The organism is Streptomyces sp. NPDC111516, from assembly GCF_055635345.1.
This window is the reverse complement of sequence record NZ_JBVKBV010000002.1, coordinates 227055-246479: the sequence shown is the minus strand read 5'-3', so window position 1 is coordinate 246479 and position 19425 is coordinate 227055. Positions and strand designations below refer to the sequence as shown.

Here is a 19425-nt window from a genome sequence, read left to right as displayed (position 1 = left end):
GACCGGGCCCAGCACTCAGCCGGTCGTTACGTTGTCGCGGCCGTCGTCCCTCCGGGCGGCGGCCGCGGCGCCTTCGTTTCACCGGTCCCACCAGCCCATCCGGCGCCACAGCCCACCCGGCCCCCATCGGTCGAGCCCCAGCAGATCCCCCTCGACACCATGCAAGTGCAAGTGAAAGGCACCTTCCCATGGCCGCCTCGCAGTCGCCCGGCTCCGCCCCCTCCCGGACTGCCCCCGGATCCACACTAGGCCGCGCCTTGATGTGGCCCGCCGTGACAGCCGGGATCGGCATGCTCCTCATCTACAACTCCATCGGCACCACGGCCGACGACAAGCCCCCGACCCCGCCCGCCGCCGCAGTCGCGCCCGCCGTGCCCGAGGTCCTCGGCTCCCACGCCGCACCCCCTCCCGTCCCCCCGTCGGAAGCGCCCGTCGGCCCGGCGATGCTGCGTTCCGTACCGACGCGCCTGACGATTCCGTCCCTCGGCATCAACGCACCGTTCACCGACCTGGCCGTCGGCGCCGACGGCCGACTGACCCCGCCGCCCGCCAACGACGCGAACCTGGTGGGCTGGTTCAAGGACGGCGTCACCCCCGGCGAGCGCGGCGCCGCGATCGTCGCGGGCCACGTCGACACGAAGACCGGTCCGGCCGTATTCCTGCAGCTTCAGTTCCTCAAGCCGGGTGCCACGGTCAACATCACCCGCGCCGACGGCTCGGTGGCCAGGTTCAAGGTCGACACCGTCGAGACGTTCAGCAAGGCGAAGTTCCCGGACAAGCGCGTCTACTCCGACACCCCATCGGCGCAACTCCGCCTGATCACCTGCGGCGGCCCGTACAACAAGACCGTCAAGGACTACGAGGACAACGTGGTGGCCTTCGCCCACCTCGACTCCCCCAGGAATGGCTGATGGCCGACGGGCGGCCGACGACGCCGCGATACGACCACCCGCCGGGCCGAAACCCGTACGGGGCGGCACGAACCCCGAGTCCGTGCCGCCCCCGCACTTGCTTCTTCCTCAGCGCCGCAGGCCGTCATCCTTGACCGCCGTGACGAACGGCGTCCAGGCCGAGACCGCGAAGACGACGGCCGGTCCGTGCGGGTTCCTGCTGTCACGGACAGGGACGCAGGCGGTGCAGTCGTCGTTCGCCTCAAGACAGTCACCGCTTTCACCACCGCTGTACGAGGACTTGCGCCAGGCCGCGTACGCCTCACTGACCTCCAGGCACTCGCCGCCGCTGCCCACGCCTGGCTGCTCCAGCAGAAGACGCCCGCCAACGTCGGTCGTGATCCGCTGCACCCGTTGAACTACCTGCCGACCACCGACCGCAACGAGGGCAACGTCATTCCGGACAAGACCAATCGGACGGAGCCGCTTGCCGGTCGGCCTAAAGCCAGCCCTTCTCGCGGGCGATGCGGACCGCCTCCGCCCGGTTGCGGACGGCCAGCTTCTGGATCGCCGTCGAGAGGTAGTTGCGGACCGTGCCCTGTGAGAGGTGGAGCGCGGCCGCTATCTCCGCGTTCGTGGAGCCGTCCGCCGCCGTGCGCAGCACATCGCGTTCGCGGTCGGTGAGCGGGTTCGCCCCGTCGGCGAGCGCGGCGGCCGCGAGGGTGGGGTCGATGACACGCTCCCCGGCGAGCACCTTCCGTACTGCCGAAGCCAGTTGGGCGGCCGGGGCGTCCTTCACCAGGAAGGCGGCGGCGCCCGACTCCATGGCGCGGCGCAGATAGCCGGGGCGGCCGAAGGTGGTGACGACGACGACCTTCACGGCCGGGAGTTCGCGCCGCAGGGCCGCCGCCGCATCGATTCCCGTCATGCCCGGCATCTCGATGTCCAGGAGTGCCACATCGATGCGGTGCTCGTGAGCCGCGGCCAACACCTCGTCCCCGCGGGCGACCTGGGCCACCACCTCGATGTCGGGTTCCAGGCCGAGGAGTGCGGCGAGGGCCTCGCGCACCATGGACTGGTCCTCGGCGAGGAGGAGTCTGATCATGCTCATTCCGTGGATCCTAGGCCGGATCCGAGTGGAACGGTCAGGGTCAGGGTGAAGCCTCTACCGGATCCGGAGCGGGAGTTGCCGGCCGGGGCGATCAGCGTCCCGTCGACCGTGGCGAGGCGTTCGGTGATGCCCGTGAGGCCGTTGCCCGGTTCCATGCCCGATGCGCCGACACCGTCGTCCGCGACGGTGAGTTCGAGGAGCCGGCCGTCGAGGGTCTGGCGCGGGACGAGGGTGACCGTGCAGTGCCGGGCGCCGCTGTGACGTACGACATTGGTGACGGCTTCGCGCAGTGCCCAGGCGAGCACCTCCTCCGGCTTCTCGGGGAGGTCGTCGGGGGCCTCGGCGGGGACGTCGGCCGTGATGCCCGCGGCGGCGAGGGCGGTGCGGGCTCCGGCCAGTTCGCCGGGGAGAGTCGGCCGGCGGTAGCCGGTGACGGCGCTGCGTACGTCGACCAGGGCCTGACGGCTGACCCGTTCGATGTCCGCGACCTGTGCGGCGGCCTGCTCCGGGTGGTCGGGCAGCATCCGCCCGGCCAGTTCGCTCTTGAGCGTGATGAGCGAGAGCGAGTGGCCGAGCAGGTCGTGCAGATCGCGGGCGAGCCGCAGCCGCTCCTCGTTGGCGGCGAGCTGGGCGACGGTCGCGCGGGCCTCGCGGAGCTGGATCGTCGTACGGATCATCTGCCGTACGCCGGTCATCGCGAAGCCGCCGAGCAGTGCGGGGAAGACCAGGGCGGTGATGATCTCGCGGGGGTGGTCGTCGGTGAGGCCGACGAGGACCAGGACGGCGACGACCGCGGGGATCAGCCAGCGGGCGGTCCGCAGCGGCAGTGTGGCGCCGACGGAGACCGCCACGTACACGAAGAGGACCAGCCACGCGGTGCCGAGCGTCAGGGAGAGGGTGACGGCGAGGACGCCGAGGAAGGCGATCGAGGACCGGACGACGTGCCGGTCGAGGGCCTTCGACGTGTGGCGGAAGACCAGCACCAGATAGGCGCCGACGAAGGCCAGCAGACCGAGTACGCCCAGCGCGGTGCCCCAGTGGGTGTGGTGGCCGTCGGCCAGGTCCTTGACCGGGGCGCTCATGAACGCGAGCCAGACACCGATCCAGAGCAGCTTGATCCAGACCTGTCGGCGGCCCGTCGGCGGGCGCCCGACACCCACGTGCTCCTCCTCGTCGTTCACGCCTTCAGGGTGTCCTTCCGGTAGAGCCAGGCCGCTCCGCCCGCGAAGATCAGGAAGTAGAAGCAGAGGATGGCGACGTCCTTGCCGTGCGGAGACCCACCCATTTCGATCGCCTGACCGAGAGAAGCGTACGCGTGTGTGGGCAGCCATTCCGAAATGTTCTGGAGCCACCGCGGGAAGGTCGCGCTGGGCATCCACAGGCCGCCGAGGATGGAGAGCCCGAAGTAGATGATCATCGTGATCGGGCGGACCGCGTCGCCGCTGGCGATGTAGCCGATGGCGACCCCGAGCGCGGCGAAGACCAGCGAACCGGCCCAGATGACCCCGGCCAGCGCGAACCACTGCCAGGTGTCCAGCCGTACGTGTTTGACGGTGGCGGCGACCAGGAACACGACCACGATGCAGGGCAGGGTGACCATCGCCGCGCTGGCGATCTTCGCCAGGACGTAGCCGCGACTGGGCAGTGCGGTGAGCCGGAGCTGGCGGACCCAGCCCTTCTCGCGCTCCTTGGCGATGCGTTCGCTGTTGCCCATGAGGACGGCGGTCAGCGCGCCGAAGGAGGCCATCGAGACCATGAAGAAGGCCTGGAGGGTGAGGTCGCTGTTCGGGACCTTGTCCGTGGTGTTCCGGGTGCCGGAGATCAGCAGGTAGATCACCGACGGGTAGATGACCGAGAAGAACATGAACTTCTTGTTCCGCAGGGTGCGGGTGACTTCGAGCCGGATGAGGGCCCACGAGAAGAAACTCAGCACGGGGTCCTGGCCTCCTCGGCCTCGGTGATGGCGACGAAGGCCTGCTCCAGGCCGAGTCCCGCGACTTCGAGTTCGCGCGGGTAGAGGCCGAGCCCGTAGACCGCGTGGACGGTCGCGTCGGCGTCGTGCGACTGGATACGGACCCGGTTGCCGGTGATGTCGAGCGTGGCGAGGAACGGCAGTCCGCGCAGGGCCGCCTCGTCGACCGGGCCCTCCAGCTCGAAGGAGATCCGGCGGGCACCGGCCTTCGCCTTGATCTCGGCGGCGGTACCGTCGGCCAGCAGCCGGCCCTTGTGGAGGACGAGGACGCGGTCGGCGATCGCGTCGGCCTCTTCGAGGTAGTGGGTGGCGAACAGGACGGTGCGGCCCTGCTCGGCCTGCTCGCGCATGGTGGCCCAGAAGGCCTGTCGGGCCGTGACGTCCATGCCGGTGGTCGGCTCGTCGAGGACGATCAGGTCGTTGGCCCCGGCGGTGGCGAGCGCGAACCGTACGCGCTGCTCCTGGCCGCCGGAGAGCTTGTTGACCATGCGGTCTGCGATCTGTGCGATACCGGCGCGGGACAGCACCTCGCCCACCGGGTAGGGCCTGGGATGCAGATCGCAGGCGAGGCGGACGAGTTCCTCGACGGTGACGTCCTCCATCAGACCGCCGCTCTGCAGCATCGCGCCGACGCGGCCCGCGGCGATGGCGCCCTGCGGGGTGGTGTCGAAGACCCGGACCGAACCGGAGTCCGCGGTGCGCAGGCCGAGCAGCAGATCCAGGGTGGAGGACTTTCCGGCGCCGTTGGGGCCGAGGAGCGCCACGGTCTCGCCGGGGTGCAGATCGAGAGTCAGTCCGTCGACGGCGCGCACCGCTCCGTACGCCTTGCTGACCCGGTCGAAGCGGACCACGGCGGTCCTGGCTCCGGTGGTCTCGGGGGCTGTCGTTGTCATGCGTCCAGCGTGACCGAGAGGGGGGTGGGCCCGGCAGGGCCGCGGGTCGTGGAAACGGGATGACAGATGTCATGCGGAGCGCGTGACACCGGACGCCGGGGTGCTGGGCGGGGCGGGCCGACGTCCGAGGTCCCTTGTGGGCCGTACGCCCGCCGAGCACGGCGCCGCCCCCGGCCGGAGGTCCGGACGGGGGCGGGTCGGTGTACGGGTACGCGGGTGCGGCTATCCGTTGCCGGCGAGGTCGATCGTGACGGTCCGCTCGACGGGGGACTTGCCCACAAGCGCGGTCTGCATGGCGGCCGCCACGTCGTCCGCGCTGAGCTGGTGCTTCTTGCCGTCACCCTTGGTGATCATGATGCCGTCGAAGACGCCTTCACAGAGGGTGTCGATGGCCTTCTTGTCGTAGTGCTGGACCAGTCGGCCCTCGACCGGCACCATCGTCAGGATCTTCGGCAGCGACTTGGCCGGGCCGAACTGGATCTGCTTGGGACCGGCCTTGATGGTGATCAGGCCGGACATCGCGGGCTGCGCGAATTCCTTCATCGCCCGGTCCAGTTCGGCCTGGCTGATGGTGGGTTCGCGGCTGGTGACGGGCAGTTGGACGGTGTCCGTCCGGCCGGTCTCCACCTGGGCCCGGTACGCGTCACGCACCGAGATCAGCGACTGGTCGACGTCCAGCGCCTTGCCGGCCTTGCCGGGTACGGCGACGGCCTTGCCCGGCTCGAAGCGGATGGTGCCGTCGTTGGCCGAGCCGGAGACGCCCGCCAGGTCCGTCAGCGCGACCCCGAGCTTCTCCTCGTCCACCGGGATCACCGGGTCGACGACGCGCTTGCTGCCGAAGAGGGAGCCGATGACGGAGAGCGGGTTGTAGTCGCTGCCCGCGGCCGAGCGCACGGTCTCCTGGCTGTCCAGGCCGAGCCCCGCCTTGTCCGGTGCGAGCTCGGTCTTCTTGCCGTCCACGGACAGCTGAAGGGGGGCCTCGGCGCGCTTGCCGAGGGCGGCGTCCAGCTTCGTGACGCCCTCCTCCTTCGTGCCGCCGCCGATGTCGACGCCGAGGACCGTGGTGCCCTTGGGGACGTCGGAGTGGTTCATCAGCAGCCCGGCGCCGTACGCGACACCGAGCAGGCCGACGACACCGGCGCAGAGGAGGACCAGCTTGGAGCGGCCCTTCTTCGCGGGCGGGGCCGCCGGGACGGGGCGCGCGGCGGGGGTGGGCGACGGGGTGGCGGGACCGCCGGGCCCGGCGGGACCGGTGCCCATCGCGTCGTCCGCGAGACCGGGCGTCAGGTCGGGATGTCCACCGCCGGGGCCGCCCGCGCCCACGAACGGGGACGGGGGCGGGAACGGCGAGCGGTGCTCCGGCGGGACGACGGGGATGCCGCTGGTGAGCGTGTCACCGGAGACGTTGCCGCCCCGGCCGGCGGAGGCCGGGGCCGGCGACTGGGGCGTCAGCACCGCAGTGTCGTCGGACATCCGCGGAGGCACGCCACCGGGGGCGCCGGGACCCTGCGGGCCCGCGGAACCCCGGGGGCCCGCCGTGCCGAAGCCGGCCGCCCCGTCGAGGTTCGGGGTCAGGGGCGACGTGCCGGTGACGCCCGTGGTCGGTCCGGAGGGGCCGGGCGTACGCACGCCGAGGTTGGGCGTGGGACGCGCGCCGCCGGACTCGCGGGGGCTGAGGTCGTCGAGGGCGCTGCTGGGACGGGGCGCGTCCTGCTCCCCGGTGCGCTGCGGACCGTCCGAGAAGTACGGCAGGTCGGCGCGGGGCGGGGTGGGCGCGGCGCCCTTGGGGCCGTCGGCGCCACCGGGTGTGCCGGAGCCGACGACCGAGGTGTTGGTGGGTGCTTTGCGCGGGGCGAACCAGTCGCCGCCGCCCTTCTCCCTGGCCGGCTTCTCGGCAGCCGGTTCCGCGCTCGCCGAACCGGGCCGCGTCTCGGCGCCCGGTGCCGTGTCGGCCGCGTCCGACGCGCTCGGCGCGGGGCGCGGGATGCTGCTCGTGCGCTCGGCTTCGGTGGCGTCGGCGTCGCCCATGGGCGTACGCATGACGACGGGCGGGATGGGACGCGAGCCCGGGATGTTGATCCGGATGCGCGTCGTCAGCGTCGTCTCGGTCCTCGGCTCTTCGGACTGAGGCGGATCCGCAGGCTCCGGGGCCCCCTCCGGGGCGTCCTGCGAAGGGTGCAGCGACGGATACTGGCGGGATCCGTACGGCGGCGTCCCCGAGGGGTACGCGGCTCCTCCACGCCCCTGAGGCCCGGACGACGAACTGTCAGTTTCACGACTCAAAGCAGGTTCTCCCGATTGGCTCCGCCGCCCGTACTTCCCCCATGCCGCAGGCCAGGGGACGGCTCGGCGCGCGAACCACCTTACTGGCCGCCGTCGGCAGACACCCCGCCACCGGGGGAAACGACTGCGCGACCGCCGGACGGACAAGGGGCATTACGGGATCGGACGTGGCACATTACTTGCCAGGTCGGCCGCTGTCGGCGTCCGTTCGAGGCGACCGCGACATCGTGGCACAGATCACAGCGACGGCCATCCCGCCCAGCATGAAGAGGATGAGGCCCAGTTCATCGCCGAAAACGTAGTCGCCTTCCGGCCGTCCGCCGAGCAGCACAATGACCGAAATCAGCCAGCCCGCGGCCGGGGCCAGGGCGCCGAGCTGGGTGCCGAAGACGCAGCGCCCCCCGTAGAACAGTCCGGCGCACGCGGCCAGCGCGAGCAGCAATCCGGCGGGGAACCAGGCTGCTTGGACCAGTGCCCCGGCGATGCCGACGAGCGCACCGAGGACGGCGAGGCCCACATAGGCGGCGATCCGCCCGGGTTTGAGGGGCGCGGCGAGGCCGGTGGCCGCGGTGTCCCTGGCGGGCGTGCCGGTGCGCGGTGCGCGCTGCTTGCCGTCGCTCATCGCTCGGCTCCCGATACGTCGGCTCCCGGTACGCCCGCTCCCGGTACGTCGGCTCCTGCCACGCCCGCTCCTGCCGCGTCCGCTTCCGGCAGCCCGGCGAACAGGTCGTCCTCGCGAGCCCCTTGAGGGGCCCGCGAGGTGCCGTGTACCAACTCGTAGTATTCGGTGGCGAAGACGGGCTGGCCGAGGTCGTTGGAAAGGGCGAAGAACGGCCCGTGCACGACGATCTGGGTGGCATGGGCCCGCATCGCGGCGCTCTTGGCGGCCACGTGGGCCGAGCCGTCGATCCGTGCGGTGATCCTCGTGTCGTCGACCACACCGGGTACGTCGCCGAGGGTGGCGATCCCCGGGAAGGCGTCCGGCGCCGTCTCCCGCAGGCGCGCGAAGCCCTCTTCGGCGACCGAGCGCGGCACCCGGTTCCAGTAGATCTTGGCGATGGTGTGCGGGGCGTCCGGTCCGGGTCGGTACGCCGGGTCGGCGGCCAGCTCCGCCGCCCGCATCGCGACGCGGTGCGCCTGGATGTGGTCGGGGTGCCCGTAGCCGCCGTCGGGGTCGTACGTCACGAGGACCTGCGGGCGCACCGAGCGGATCACCTCCACCAGGTACCCGGCGGCGTCGTCCACGTCCGCGTCCCAGAAGGCGCCGGGGCGGTGGTTCTGCTCGGCGCCCATCATTCCGGAGTCGCGGAAGCGGCCGGGGCCGCCGAGGAGGCGGTGGTCGGTGACGCCGAGCTCCTTCATCGCCGCGGCGAGTTCACCCCGGCGGTAGGGGCCCAGGACGTCGTCCCGGTCCGCCGCGAGATGGGCGAGGGCGGGCGGGATGATCTCGCCCTCCTCGCCGAGTGTGCAGGTCACCAGGGTCACCTGGGCGCCCTCGGCCGCGTACCTGGCCATGGTGGCGCCGTTGTTGATCGACTCGTCGTCGGGGTGCGCGTGCACCAGAAGCAGACGCCGGGCGGGATGGTCCGTCATAGGGACCACCCTACGAGCCGAGCACCCCGGGCCCTGACCGCACACCGGCCGACGACGGGCCGGGGCACGGAACGGGGGCACGGAACGGGGTCGCGGAACCGGGGCTCAGAACTTGATGCTTCCGATCATTCCCGCCACATTCGTGGTCAGGTCGGCGATGGTGGGCGCAATGGACGAGCTGGCGAGATAGAAACCGAGCAGCGCGCAGACCACCGCATGTCCGCCCTTCAGTCCGGATTTCCGGATCAGCAGGAAGACGACGATCGCCAGCAGCACCACCGCCGAAATCGAGAGTGCCACGGCGGTTCACCTCCATCAGTCCATCAGTACGGTCGGATCGGTCAGCACACACGGAGCCAGCAGGTTGATACCCACCGAGCGCTACGGATCATAACTATCCGTCGCACCGCATTGATCGGGGCACAGCAGCACGAGGGGCGCACGACCGGGCGGTCGGGGACTAGGTTCTGCTCATGACTTCGCAGAAGATCTCTTTTCCGCGTCAGCACGCCAGGACGATGCGGTTCACCCTCGGCGCTCCCCGCGCGTTCACCGTTTCACCCGACGGGGAGCGGGTGATCTTCCTGAGGACGGGCTCGGGCACGGACCGGGCGGGCCGGCTGTGGGTGCTGGACCTGCCGACGGGCGGGGCACCGAAGGAGCGCGTCGTCGCCGATCCCGGGACGCTGCTGGGCGGTTCGGCGGAGCGGCTGTCGGCCCAGGAGCGGGCCCGGCGCGAGCGCAGCCGTGAGGGCTCGTCGGGGATCGTCGGCTACGCGGTCGACGCGGCGGCCGAGTTGGCCGCGTTCGCGCTCTCCGGGAAGGTGTACGTCGCGGAGTTGCGGGCGGGTACGGCGCGGGCGCTGCCGGTGCCCGGCCCGGTGATCGACCCACGGCCCTCGCCGGACGGCCGGCACATCGCGTACGTGTCCAAGGGCGCGCTGCGCGTCGTGGGCGCCGACGGCGACGGGGACCGGGCGCTCGCGGAGCCCGAGGGGGAGAACGTCTCGTACGGTCTGGCGGAGTTCATCGCGGCCGAGGAGATGCAGCGCTCGCGGGGCTTCTGGTGGTCGCCGGAGTCGGACCGGCTGCTGGTCGCCCGGGTCGACGACAGTCCCGTGAAGCGGTGGTGGATCGCGGATCCCGCGCACCCGGACCGCAGGCCCGCCGAGGTCGCCTACCCGGCGGCGGGGACGCCCAACGCCGAGGTGCGGCTCTTCGTGATGGGCCTGGACGGCAGCCGCACCGAAGTGGTCTGGGACCGGGCACGTCATCCGTATCTGGCTCAGGTGCACTGGTCGTCAAACGGCGCTCCGCTGCTCCTCGTACAGGCTCGTGACCAGCAGAGCCAGCTGTTCCTCGCGGTGGACACGGAGACCGGTACGACGCGGACGGTGCATGTCGACGAGGACCCGGTCTGGCTGGAAATCTTCCCCGGCGTGCCCGCCTGGGCGCCGGACGGGCGGCTCGTGCGGATCGCGGACGAGGGCGGGGCGCGGGTGCTCGCGGTCGGCGACCGGCTGCTGACCGGGGCGCAGTTGCAGCTCCAGGCGGTCCTGGACATCGGTGATTCGGATGTCCTGGTGTCGGCTTCGGCGGGCGAGGAGGCCGCGGAGCCGGAGATCGGCGAGAACCATGTGTACCGGGTCAACGAACTGGGCATCGAGCGGATCTCCGCAGGGGCGGGGGTGCATTCGGCGGTCCGCGCGGGCGGGGTGACGGTGCTGGTCTCCCAATCGCTGGAACGGCCGGGGGCCCGCGCCGAGGTGCTCCGGGGCGGCAAGCGGATCGCCACCGTGGCGAGCTTCGCCGAGGAGCCGGTCCTGTCGGCACGGGTGCTCCTCACCGAAGGGGGCGCACGGCGAATTCCGTGCGCCGTGCTGCTCCCCGACGGGCACAAGGAATCGGACGGTCCTCTTCCGGTCCTCATGGATCCGTACGGCGGACCGCACGGCCGGCGGGTGCTCGCCGCCCACAATCCGCATCTGACATCACAGTGGTTCGCCGATCAGGGCTTCGCGGTGGTCGTCGCGGACGGCCGTGGCGCGCCGGGGCGTTCACCGGGCTGGGAGAAGTCGGTCAAGGACAATCTCGCCCTCACCGTGGACGACCAGATCGAGGCGCTGCACGCGCTGGCCGGGCGGTTCCCGCTGGATCTCGGCAAGGTGGCCATCCGCGGCTGGTCGTTCGGCGGATATCTGGCGGCGCTGGCCGTGCTGCGGCGGCCGGATGTCTTCCACGCGGCGGTGGTGGGCGCTCCGGTGACCGACCAGCGGCTGTACGACACCCACTACACCGAGCGCTACCTCGGCGACCCGGCGAAGCAGCCGGAGGTGTACGCGCGCAACTCGGTGCTGACCGACGAAGGGCTCTCCGAGGCCGCGGACCAGGTCCGGCCGATGATGATCATCCATGGTCTGGCGGACGACAACGTGGTGGTCGCGCACTCGCTCAGGCTGTCGTCGGCGCTGCTCTCGGCGGGGCGCCCGCACGAGGTTCTGCCGCTCAGCGGGGTGACGCACATGACGCCGCAGGAGCAGGTGGCGGAGAACCTGCTGCTGCTCCAGGTGGACTTCCTGAAGCGGTCGTTGGGGCTGCGCGGGTGATCCGATCGGGACGCCCCGGCAGGCGTTGACCGGCGGGCGGCAGTCGTCGGACCGACTGCCGCGTCCGTCACCAGCCCGGCGGCGGCTGGGAAGGTGGCGGCGGGCCGAAGCCGCCGGGCTGCGGATAGCCGTACCCCTGCCCATAGCCCTGGTGGGGCTGGGCGGGGGCGTCCGCGGTGCCCCGCCGGGCCAGCACGATGAGCACCACCGCGCCGGCGATGACTTCGAAGAACCAGGTCAGTACGGTGAGTTGCTCCTCGACCGGCAGATCGCCGAAGTGATCGAGGAAGTCGTAGTGCACGGCGCGGGCCACTCCCAGCACGCCGGCGGACAGCAGCGCACCGGCCGCGATCATGCCGAACGGCCGCGCGTGCACGGCGCGGCAGAGCGCGCTCGTCCCCGCGTACAGACAGAGCAGCGCGACGAGCGCACTGCTCCAGCCCGGCGGAGGGTCGGTCAGCGCCTGGAGCGCCCGGTTCCCGCCCAGGTACCAGTCGGGGTAGATCTCGGGGAACCGCACGGCCTGGCGGATCTCCCAGGCGATCACGACGGCTCCGGCGGCGCCCAGCAGCAGAAAGGCGGTCACACCGGCGCCCTGGCCCGGGCGGCCCGGGGTGGCCTCGGAGAAGTCGCGCGGCGGCCTGCGTCCGGCCCCCGCGGTGATGATCAGCGCGATGCCCGCCGCGAGGGTCGCGAAAGCACAGACGAGGGCGCGCGTGCGGAGGTCGTCGGAGTACGCGGCGTCCATCCGGGACTCACCGATGTTCCAGAGTCCGGGGAGCCGCACGGCGAGGGTGACCACTCCGGTGGCGACCAGCACGGTTCCGGCCACCGAGGACCGCAGGGCCGCGACGGCGGCGACCACATACGCCACGAGCAGCATCACGTCGTCGGCCGAGGTGGTGGCCGGCACGCTCGGTCGCATCTCGTAGTAGCCCGCCCAGTACTTCCACAACCGCCCCGGATCGTCGACGGCCTGGAGATCCCGTACGAGCCAGCCCGCGACGATCACCGCGAGCAGGGCGCAGAGAACAGCGCCGGTGATCCTTGCTCCGCGCGTGAGTATCACGCGAGCGATACTCCCCCGGTCCCCACCCGCCGGACAAGAGGGTCGCCCGGATGGTGCCTGAACGGGCAACCGGCCGGGGGGACTTGACTACCCCGGCCGGTTCACGGCACCCGCACGGCCGTACGACGACCATCGTGGCGCGTTCGTATGTCGCAGGTGGGACGGCCGAGTTGCCCACGCGTCAACGCGTCCGACAGGCTCTCAGACGGCCCGGCTGCTCCCTGACGGCGACGGCCCGTCCTGCTGCCTCGCAGCGCCCGAGGAGTCCGCCTCGCCCTCCTCCTGAGCCGCGTCGGCCCCCTCCGGCGGCTCCACCGGCGTCTCCAGCAGCCCCTCCGGCGGCACCACCTGCTTCTCCTCCGCGAAGTGGCAGGCCGAGTCGTGCTCGGCCGGGGTGTCCGTCAGCCGGAAGACCACCGGAACCGCCAGCAGCGGCACCTCGAGTTCGCACCGCTCCTGCGCCTTCCAGCAGCGGGTGCGGAAGCGGCAGCCGGAGGGCGGGTTGGCGGGCGACGGGACGTCGCCGTGCAGGATGATCCGCTCCCGGTGCTCGCGCGCCATCGGGTCCGGCACCGGGACGGCGGACAGCAGTGCCTGGGTGTACGGATGCGTGGGGTGGTCGTAGATCTGCTCGTCGGTGCCGATCTCGACGATCCGGCCCAGATACATCACGCCGACCCGATCGGAGATGTGCCGGACGATCGACAGGTCGTGCGCGATGAAGACGTAACTCAGTCCGAACTCCGCCTGGAGCCGGTCCAGCAGGTTGACGACCTGCGCCTGCACGGAGACGTCGAGGGCGGAGACGGGTTCGTCGGCGACGATGATCTCGGGGTTCAGGGCCAGCCCGCGGGCGATGCCGATGCGCTGGCGCTGGCCGCCGGAGAACTGGTGCGGATAGCGATTGAGGTACTCCGGGTTGAGCCCGACCACGTCCAGCAGGTCCTGGACCTTGCGGCGCCGGTCGCCCTTCGGCGCCACCTCGGGGTGGATCTCGTACGGCTCCCCGATGATGTCGCCGACGGTCATCCGGGGGTTGAGGGAGGTGTACGGGTCCTGGAACACCATCTGGATGTTGCGGCGCACGGCCTTCAGGGCGCGCCCCGACAGCTTGGTGATGTCCTCGCCCTTGTACGTGATCGCGCCGGCCGTCGGCTGTTCCAGATGGACCAGCATCCTGGCCAAGGTCGACTTGCCGCAGCCCGACTCCCCCACGATGCCGAGCGTCTCGCCCGCCGCCAGATCGAAGGAGACCCCGTCGACCGCCTTGACGGCGCCGATCTGCTTCTTGATCAGGATGCCCTGGGTCAGCGGGTAGTGCTTGACGAGATCGCATACCTCCAGAATGGGTTCGCCGCCCGCGCGGGTGCTCCCCGGTTCAGCGTGCATCGAGCGTCTCCTTCCAGAAGTAGCAGGCGCTCTCGCGGTTCGCGGCCACCTCGAACAGCGGCGGTACCTCGCCCCGGCAGATCTCCTGGGCCATCGGGCAGCGCGGATGGAAGGCGCAGCCGGGCGGGATGTGCAGCAGGTTCGGCGGCAGGCCCTTGATCGCGTACAGCTCCTGGCCCTTCTGGTCCAGGCGCGGGATCGACTGGAGCAGGCCCTTGGTGTACGGGTGGGCGGGTGCCCGGTAGATGTCGTGGACGGGGGCGGTCTCGACGATCCGGCCCGCGTACATCACGGCGATGTAGTCGGCGACGTCCGCGACCACGCCGAGGTCGTGGGTGATCAGGATCAGGCCCATGTTCAGTTCGCGCCGGAGCTCGGCGAGCAGATCCATCACCTGGGCCTGGACGGTCACGTCGAGGGCCGTGGTGGGTTCGTCGGCGATGATCAGCGAGGGTTCCAGCGCCATCGCCATGGCGATCATGATGCGCTGGCGCATGCCGCCGGAGAACTGGTGCGGATAGTTCCCGACGCGTTCCTTCGCGGCCGGGATGCGGACCCGGTCCATCAGTTCGACGGCCTTCAGCCTGGCGTCCTTGTGGGACATTCCGCGGTGGACGACGAACATCTCGCCGAGCTGCTCCCCCACGCTGAGCACGGGGTTGAGGGAGGAGAGGGCGTCCTGGAAGATCATGGCCATCTCCTGGCCGCGGATCTTCCGGCGCTCGTCCTTCTTCATCTTCAGCAGGTCGCGGTCCTTGAAGAGGATCTCGCCGCCGCTGATCTTCCCGGGGGGCATGTCGAGGATGCCCATGACGGCCTGTGCGGTGACCGACTTGCCGGAGCCGGATTCACCGAGGACGGCCAGCGTCTCGCCCTCGGCCACCGAGTAGTTGACCCCGTTGACGGCTTTGGCCACCCCGTCGCGGGTGTGGAACTCCACGTGCAGATCGCGCACTTCGAGCAACATCGCGGCGGGCTCCTCAGCGCAGCTTGGGGTCGAGGGCGTCGCGCACCGCGTCGCCGAGCATGATGAACGCGAGCACGGTGATCGCCAGCGCTCCGGCGGGCCAGAGCAGCATGTGCGGGGCGTTGCGGATGTACTGGGACGCGGCGGAGATGTCGATGCCCCAGGAGACGGCCGGCGGTTTCAGGCCGACGCCGAGGAACGAGAGGGTCGCCTCCAGCGAGATGTACGTACCGAGCGCGATGGTCGCGACGACGATCACCGGCGCGACGGCGTTCGGGGTGATGTGGCGCAGCATCATCCGCGTGTTGGAGGCGCCGAGCGCGCGTGCCGCCTGTACGTAGTCGTTCTGTTTGGCGGTGATCACGGAGCCCCGGGCGATGCGGGCGATCTGCGGCCAGCCCAGCAGCACGATGAAGCCGATCACCGGCCAGACGGTGGAGCTGGTGACGACGGAGAGGAAGACCAGGCCGCCGAGGACGACAGGGATACCGAAGAAGACATCGGTGAGGCGGGAGAGCACGGAGTCCCACCAGCCGCCGAAGAATCCGGCCAGGCCGCCGAGGAAGCCGCCGAGCAGGCTGACGCCCAGGGTGGCGCAGACGCCGACGGTGACGGAGTTCCTGGCGCCGTAGACGGTACGGGTGTAGACGTCGCAGCCCTGTCCGTCGAAGCCGAAGGGGTGGCCGGGCTGGGAGCCCTCCTGGGCCTTGCCCAGGTTGCAGTTCAGGGGGTCCTGGTCGGCGATCAGCGACGGCCAGATCGAGATGATCACCAGGAAGAGGATGATCAGGGCGGAGATGACGAAGACCGGGTTGCGGCGCAGGTCCCGCCAGGCGTCGGACCACAGACTGCGCGGCTTCTCGGCGGGGCCGGTGCCCTCGGGGCCGCCCGGCGTCTTTTCGAGGGTGGCGCCCTCCTCCAGGGCAAGGTCCATTGTGCCTCCCGCTCCGGCCGGTGCGATCACCTCGTCCGGTGTCTGCTCAGGCATAGCGGATCCTCGGGTCGAGTACGGCGTACAGCAGGTCGACGATCAGGTTCGCCGCCAGGAACACGAGGACGAGAACGGTGACGAACCCGACGACGGTCTGCGAGTTCTGGCGCAGGATGCCCTGGTAGAGCTGGTAGCCGACGCCATGGATGTTGAAGATCCGCTCCGTGACGATCGCCCCGCCCATCAGAGCGCCCACGTCCGTACCGATGAAGGTGACGACGGGGATCAGCGAGTTGCGCAGCAGATGCCGGATGACGACGCGGCGCCTGGGCAGTCCCTTGGCGACGGCGGTACGGACGTAGTCGGCGCGGGCGTTCTCGGCGATCGAGGTCCGGGTGAGCCGGGTGACGTACGCCAGGGAGACCGACGCGAGGACGAGTCCCGGGATGAGGAGCTCGTTGAACGGCGCCTGAGGGGAGACGGACGGTTTGATGACGCCCCACTCCACTCCGAGGAGGAGCTGAAGCAGCAGACCGGTGACGAAGGTCGGGACGGAGATGACGACCAGGGTGAGGATGAGCACGGTGGTGTCGACGGGGCGGCCGCGGCGCAGACCGGTGACGACGCCGAGGCTGATGCCGATGACGACTTCGAAGACGATCGCGACGACGGTGAGCCGGATGGTGACGGGGAAGGCGCTGCCCATCAGCTCGGTGACCTTCTGCCCGTTGAACGCGGTGCCGAAGTCGCCGGTGAAGACGTTGCCCATGTAGGTGGCGTATTGCTGCCAGACCGGCTTGTCGAGGCCGAATTCCGAGCGGAGTCGGGCTGCGGTCGCCGGGTCGCACTGGCGTTCGCCGCAGAGGCCCGCGATGGGGTCGCCCATCACGTTCACCATGAGGAAGATCAACAGCGTGGCGCCGAAGAAGACCGGGATCATCTGCAGCAGCCGCCGGATCACATAACGTCCCATGAAGGGCTCCGGGGGTCGCGGGGGCGGAGGCTCGGGCTGGGAAGTGACACGTCGAGGGGACGAGGAAGCCGGGTGGCCGGTGCGTTCGTTCCTGGCACCGGCCACCCGGCCTCAACGGGTCACTTGACCTTGATCTGCTCGTACACCGGGACACTGAACTGGTTCAGCGACACATTGGACACCCGGTCCGAATAACCGGCACTGCCGTTCTGGTACCAGAGCGGGATGACGGGCATCTGCTCGACCAGGACCTTCTCCGCGTCCTGGAAGGTCGAGACGGCCTTGGCCTTGTCGGACTCGGCGTTGGCCTTGTTGACGAGGTCGTCGAACTTCCTGCTGCTCCACTTGCCGTCGTTGGACGAGGCGTCGGTGTAGTACACCGGCTGCAGGAAGTTCTGGATCAGCGGGTAGTCCATCTGCCAGCCGGCCCGCCAGGCGCCGGTCAGCTTCTGCTGGGAGACCTGGCTGCGGAAGTCGGCGAAGGTGCCGACCGGGCCGCCGACGCACGCCTTGTTGTTGCCCATCACCTTGTTGATGCTGTTGCAGACGGCGTCGACCCACTCCTTGTGGGAGCCGGTGTCCGCGTTGTACGAGACCTGGAGCTGGCCGCCGGGGATGCCGCCGCCCTCCTGGATCAGCTTCTTGGCGTTCGCCGCGTTGTACTCGCAGGGCGCGCCGCACAGCCCCTTCTTGAAGCCGCCGGCCGCGCCGAGGACCGGAGAGGTCCAGTCGGAGGCGGGGGTGCGGGTCTTCTGGAAGATCTGACTGGTGATCTGATCGCGGTTGATCGCCATCGAAAGGCCCTGACGCACCTTGATGCCGCCGGGGGTGTCCCACCTCTTGTCGTAGAAGGGGAAGGCGATGGTCTGGATGATGCCGGCCGGGGTGTTGATGTACCGGTCGCCGAGGTCCGCCTTGACGTTCTTCAGCTGCGAGGCGGGTACGTCGTCGACGAGGTCGAGGTTGCCGGCCGTCAGGTCGGTGTAGGCGGTGTTGTTGTCGGTGTAGACCTTGAGGTCGATGCCGCCGTTCTGCGCCTTGTCGGCCCCGGGGTACTGGTCCCACTTGCGCAGGTTCATCGACGAGCCCTTGGTGTACTTGGCAATGGTGTACGGGCCGTTGCCGATCGGCTTGGACACCCAGGCGGCGTGGTCGGTGAAGAAGGTCGTGGGCAGCGGGGCGAAGGCCGGGTAGCCGAGGGTGTCGGGCCACAGCGAGAACTTCTGCGTCAGCTTGACCGCGAAGGTCCTGTCGTTGACGAGCCTGAGGCCGGAGAGCGTGTTCGCGGAAGCGCTGCCGGTCGCCGGGTGGACCTTGTCGTATCCGTCGATGTAACCGAAGAAGTACGCGTTCTTCTGATTGTTCTTCAGCAGGGCACCGTAATTCCAGGCGTCCACGAACGACTTCGCGGTGACCTTCTCGCCGTTGCTGAAGGTCCAGCCGTCCTTCACGGTGATCGTGAAGTTCTGGTTGTCCTTGGTGTCGATCTTCTCGGCGAGCATGTTCATGGCCGCGCCGGTCTTCGGGTCGTACCTCTTGAGTCCCCGGAAGACCATGTCGAGGACCTTGCCGCCCTGCACCTCGTTGGTGTTCGCGGGCTCCAACGGGTTCTGCGGGTCGCCCCAGGAGGAACTCACGATTCCGTTGACCCCACCGCCACCACCGCCACCACCGCTGCTGCCCCCGCCGCCGCATGCCGTCGCCGCCAGGACGACGGCCACCGCACATGCGGCCCACTTGGCCTGTGTGGCTCCGCGCATGGAGTGCCTCCTCTGAGTCTTCATCACGCTTAAAGCCCAATATTCCCCCGAAACAATAAAAACGCCCACTAACTACGGCCATACGTGTGCATTTCCGATAGGAAACATCGAAGGGACCGTCAGGCAGCCGGACTCGCCCACGACACGACGGCCACCTCCGGACGGACCACCGAGGCCCCACCCTTGCTCCCGAATGCGCGGAAAGACACCGGACCGATCGGCTCCGCTCACCGTCACCACCGCTCGCGTACACGCCGCCCCACATTCGAAACATGAAGCTCAAAGGTCGCTCAAATCACCTACAACACAAGCGAGTTGAGGGGAAGCTATGGCCTACAGCACACCGAACCGCAATCAACCTGGAGAAACCGCGTGAAGCGTGCCATAGCCACCCTTGTTTCCACCGCCCTGCTCGGCGTCGGCGTCGTCGGCGCGACCGCCTCACCCGCCTCCGCGGGCCCCATCTGTGACGCCCCGGCCTTCTACACCATCGGCGACAAGAAGACCGTCTGGGTGAACACCAACATCCACAGCGACTGGGGCAAGCCGGGTGTGACGCTCGGCTACACCAAGAACAGGACGGGCACCTGGACCGCGACGGGCACGGCGACCGTCGGCGCGGAGGCGGGCGTGATCTTCGCCAAGGCATCGTCCTCGTTCAGCGTTTCCCTCGGCAAGTCGTGGTCGAAGTCCGACACCTGGTCCTACTCGGCGACGGTCCAGAAGAAGAAGGGCAAGACCATGGGCCGCCTCATGATGCAGCACGAGGCGAAGGGCTTCAGCGTCACCAAGTACAGATGGGTCTCGAGCGGCGGCACCTGCAAGAAGCAGCAGGTCTGGAAGAAGAGCAACAACGTGGCGCCGGTCAAGAAGAACAGCAACCTGTGGGGTATTCAGTACCGGTAGCCCAGCGGGCACCGAGCACGACGGACTGTCATAATCGCGGAGGATGACAGTCCGCGAACGACGGAAGGCCCGGAACCGAAAC

General features: G+C 69.8%; 18 protein-coding genes. 3 read left to right on the top strand and 15 right to left on the bottom strand.

Features of this window, described 5'->3' with window-relative positions:
- The first annotated feature begins 188 nt into the window (after positions 1-188).
- Positions 189-911 (top strand): class F sortase, encoded by a 723-nt coding sequence (locus ACZ7L9_RS06735; protein WP_471413148.1) that lies wholly within the window; start codon positions 189-191, stop codon positions 909-911.
- A gap of 108 nt (positions 912-1019) precedes the next feature.
- Here the strand turns inward: ACZ7L9_RS06735 and ACZ7L9_RS06730 are convergent, their stop codons facing one another.
- From ACZ7L9_RS06730 to ACZ7L9_RS06690, 9 genes are all read right to left on the bottom strand, one after another.
- Positions 1020-1292 (bottom strand): DUF397 domain-containing protein, encoded by a 273-nt coding sequence (locus ACZ7L9_RS06730; RefSeq protein WP_471413484.1) that lies wholly within the window; start codon positions 1290-1292, stop codon positions 1020-1022.
- A gap of 97 nt (positions 1293-1389) precedes the next feature.
- Positions 1390-2001, bottom strand: coding sequence for a response regulator (locus ACZ7L9_RS06725; RefSeq protein ID WP_471413147.1), 612 nt, complete (start codon positions 1999-2001; stop codon positions 1390-1392).
- Positions 1998-3182 carry a sensor histidine kinase gene (locus ACZ7L9_RS06720; RefSeq protein WP_471413146.1) on the bottom strand — a complete coding sequence of 395 codons (1185 nt, stop codon included), beginning with the start codon at positions 3180-3182 and terminating at the stop codon, positions 1998-2000. Before ACZ7L9_RS06720 ends, ACZ7L9_RS06725 begins: the two co-directional genes overlap by 4 nt.
- The gene (locus tag ACZ7L9_RS06715) at positions 3179-3865 is read right to left on the bottom strand and encodes an ABC transporter permease (RefSeq protein ID WP_471413482.1); all 687 of its coding nucleotides are present in this window, start codon (positions 3863-3865) and stop codon (positions 3179-3181) included. Before ACZ7L9_RS06715 ends, ACZ7L9_RS06720 begins: the two co-directional genes overlap by 4 nt.
- Before the next feature lie 62 nt (positions 3866-3927).
- Entirely contained in the window at positions 3928-4866 is a 939-nt protein-coding gene (locus ACZ7L9_RS06710; protein WP_471413145.1) for an ABC transporter ATP-binding protein, read from the bottom strand.
- A 222-nt stretch (positions 4867-5088) separates the two neighbouring features.
- On the bottom strand, positions 5089-7149 hold the full coding sequence (locus ACZ7L9_RS06705; protein WP_471413143.1) for a peptidoglycan binding domain-containing protein: 2061 nt from the start codon (positions 7147-7149) through the stop codon (positions 5089-5091).
- A gap of 175 nt (positions 7150-7324) precedes the next feature.
- Positions 7325-7771: a DUF6113 family protein gene (locus tag ACZ7L9_RS06700; RefSeq protein WP_471413141.1), complete on the bottom strand. Its 447-nt coding sequence runs from the start codon at positions 7769-7771 to the stop codon at positions 7325-7327.
- A complete protein-coding gene (mshB, locus tag ACZ7L9_RS06695) occupies positions 7768-8742 on the bottom strand; it encodes an N-acetyl-1-D-myo-inositol-2-amino-2-deoxy-alpha-D-glucopyranoside deacetylase (protein WP_471413140.1) in 975 nt (324 codons plus the stop codon). The genes ACZ7L9_RS06700 and mshB overlap by 4 nt, the downstream gene beginning before the upstream one ends.
- A 105-nt stretch (positions 8743-8847) precedes the next feature.
- Complete coding sequence (locus ACZ7L9_RS06690; protein WP_383975845.1) at positions 8848-9042, bottom strand: hypothetical protein; 195 nt, start codon at positions 9040-9042, stop codon at positions 8848-8850.
- A 173-nt stretch (positions 9043-9215) separates the two neighbouring features.
- Between ACZ7L9_RS06690 and ACZ7L9_RS06685 the strand changes: the two genes are divergently transcribed.
- Positions 9216-11348, top strand: a complete 2133-nt coding sequence (locus ACZ7L9_RS06685; RefSeq protein WP_471413138.1) for a S9 family peptidase — start codon at positions 9216-9218, stop codon at positions 11346-11348.
- 67 nt (positions 11349-11415) lie between these two features.
- On the opposite strand, the gene ACZ7L9_RS06680 is transcribed toward ACZ7L9_RS06685, so the two are convergent.
- The 6 genes from ACZ7L9_RS06680 to ACZ7L9_RS06655 form a co-directional block, all read right to left on the bottom strand.
- Complete coding sequence (locus ACZ7L9_RS06680; RefSeq protein WP_471413136.1) at positions 11416-12417, bottom strand: hypothetical protein; 1002 nt, start codon at positions 12415-12417, stop codon at positions 11416-11418.
- 201 nt (positions 12418-12618) lie between these two features.
- On the bottom strand, positions 12619-13806 hold the full coding sequence (locus ACZ7L9_RS06675; protein ID WP_471413134.1) for an ABC transporter ATP-binding protein: 1188 nt from the start codon (positions 13804-13806) through the stop codon (positions 12619-12621).
- On the bottom strand, positions 13796-14773 hold the full coding sequence (locus ACZ7L9_RS06670; RefSeq protein ID WP_471413133.1) for an ABC transporter ATP-binding protein: 978 nt from the start codon (positions 14771-14773) through the stop codon (positions 13796-13798). Before ACZ7L9_RS06670 ends, ACZ7L9_RS06675 begins: the two co-directional genes overlap by 11 nt.
- Positions 14774-14786: 13 nt before the next feature.
- Positions 14787-15761, bottom strand: a complete 975-nt coding sequence (locus ACZ7L9_RS06665; protein ID WP_471413131.1) for an ABC transporter permease — start codon at positions 15759-15761, stop codon at positions 14787-14789.
- Positions 15754-16677, bottom strand: coding sequence for an ABC transporter permease (locus ACZ7L9_RS06660; protein ID WP_471413129.1), 924 nt, complete (start codon positions 16675-16677; stop codon positions 15754-15756). Before ACZ7L9_RS06660 ends, ACZ7L9_RS06665 begins: the two co-directional genes overlap by 8 nt.
- Before the next feature lie 119 nt (positions 16678-16796).
- On the bottom strand, positions 16797-18437 hold the full coding sequence (locus ACZ7L9_RS06655; RefSeq protein ID WP_471413127.1) for a peptide ABC transporter substrate-binding protein: 1641 nt from the start codon (positions 18435-18437) through the stop codon (positions 16797-16799).
- Between the two features lie 372 nt (positions 18438-18809).
- Here ACZ7L9_RS06655 and ACZ7L9_RS06650 point away from each other — a divergent pair, with 372 nt between their 5' ends.
- On the top strand, positions 18810-19343 hold the full coding sequence (locus ACZ7L9_RS06650; protein ID WP_471413125.1) for a hypothetical protein: 534 nt from the start codon (positions 18810-18812) through the stop codon (positions 19341-19343).
- Positions 19344-19425 lie beyond the last annotated feature (82 nt).

Excerpts from the sequence above, each read along its gene's own strand:
- ACZ7L9_RS06735 (WP_471413148.1), top strand. The coding sequence starts at position 189 with ATGGCCGCCTCGCAGTCGCCCGGCTCCGCCCCCTCCCGGACTGCCCCC.
- ACZ7L9_RS06725 (WP_471413147.1), bottom strand. The coding sequence starts at position 2,001 with ATGAGCATGATCAGACTCCTCCTCGCCGAGGACCAGTCCATGGTGCGC.
- ACZ7L9_RS06715 (WP_471413482.1), bottom strand. The coding sequence starts at position 3,865 with ATGTTCTTCTCGGTCATCTACCCGTCGGTGATCTACCTGCTGATCTCC.
- ACZ7L9_RS06710 (WP_471413145.1), bottom strand. The coding sequence starts at position 4,866 with ATGACAACGACAGCCCCCGAGACCACCGGAGCCAGGACCGCCGTGGTC.
- ACZ7L9_RS06700 (WP_471413141.1), bottom strand. The coding sequence starts at position 7,771 with ATGAGCGACGGCAAGCAGCGCGCACCGCGCACCGGCACGCCCGCCAGG.
- mshB (WP_471413140.1), bottom strand. The coding sequence starts at position 8,742 with ATGACGGACCATCCCGCCCGGCGTCTGCTTCTGGTGCACGCGCACCCC.
- ACZ7L9_RS06685 (WP_471413138.1), top strand. The coding sequence starts at position 9,216 with ATGACTTCGCAGAAGATCTCTTTTCCGCGTCAGCACGCCAGGACGATG.
- ACZ7L9_RS06675 (WP_471413134.1), bottom strand. The coding sequence starts at position 13,806 with ATGCACGCTGAACCGGGGAGCACCCGCGCGGGCGGCGAACCCATTCTG.
- ACZ7L9_RS06670 (WP_471413133.1), bottom strand. The coding sequence starts at position 14,773 with ATGTTGCTCGAAGTGCGCGATCTGCACGTGGAGTTCCACACCCGCGAC.
- ACZ7L9_RS06665 (WP_471413131.1), bottom strand. The coding sequence starts at position 15,761 with ATGCCTGAGCAGACACCGGACGAGGTGATCGCACCGGCCGGAGCGGGA.
- ACZ7L9_RS06660 (WP_471413129.1), bottom strand. The coding sequence starts at position 16,677 with ATGGGACGTTATGTGATCCGGCGGCTGCTGCAGATGATCCCGGTCTTC.
- ACZ7L9_RS06655 (WP_471413127.1), bottom strand. The coding sequence starts at position 18,437 with ATGCGCGGAGCCACACAGGCCAAGTGGGCCGCATGTGCGGTGGCCGTC.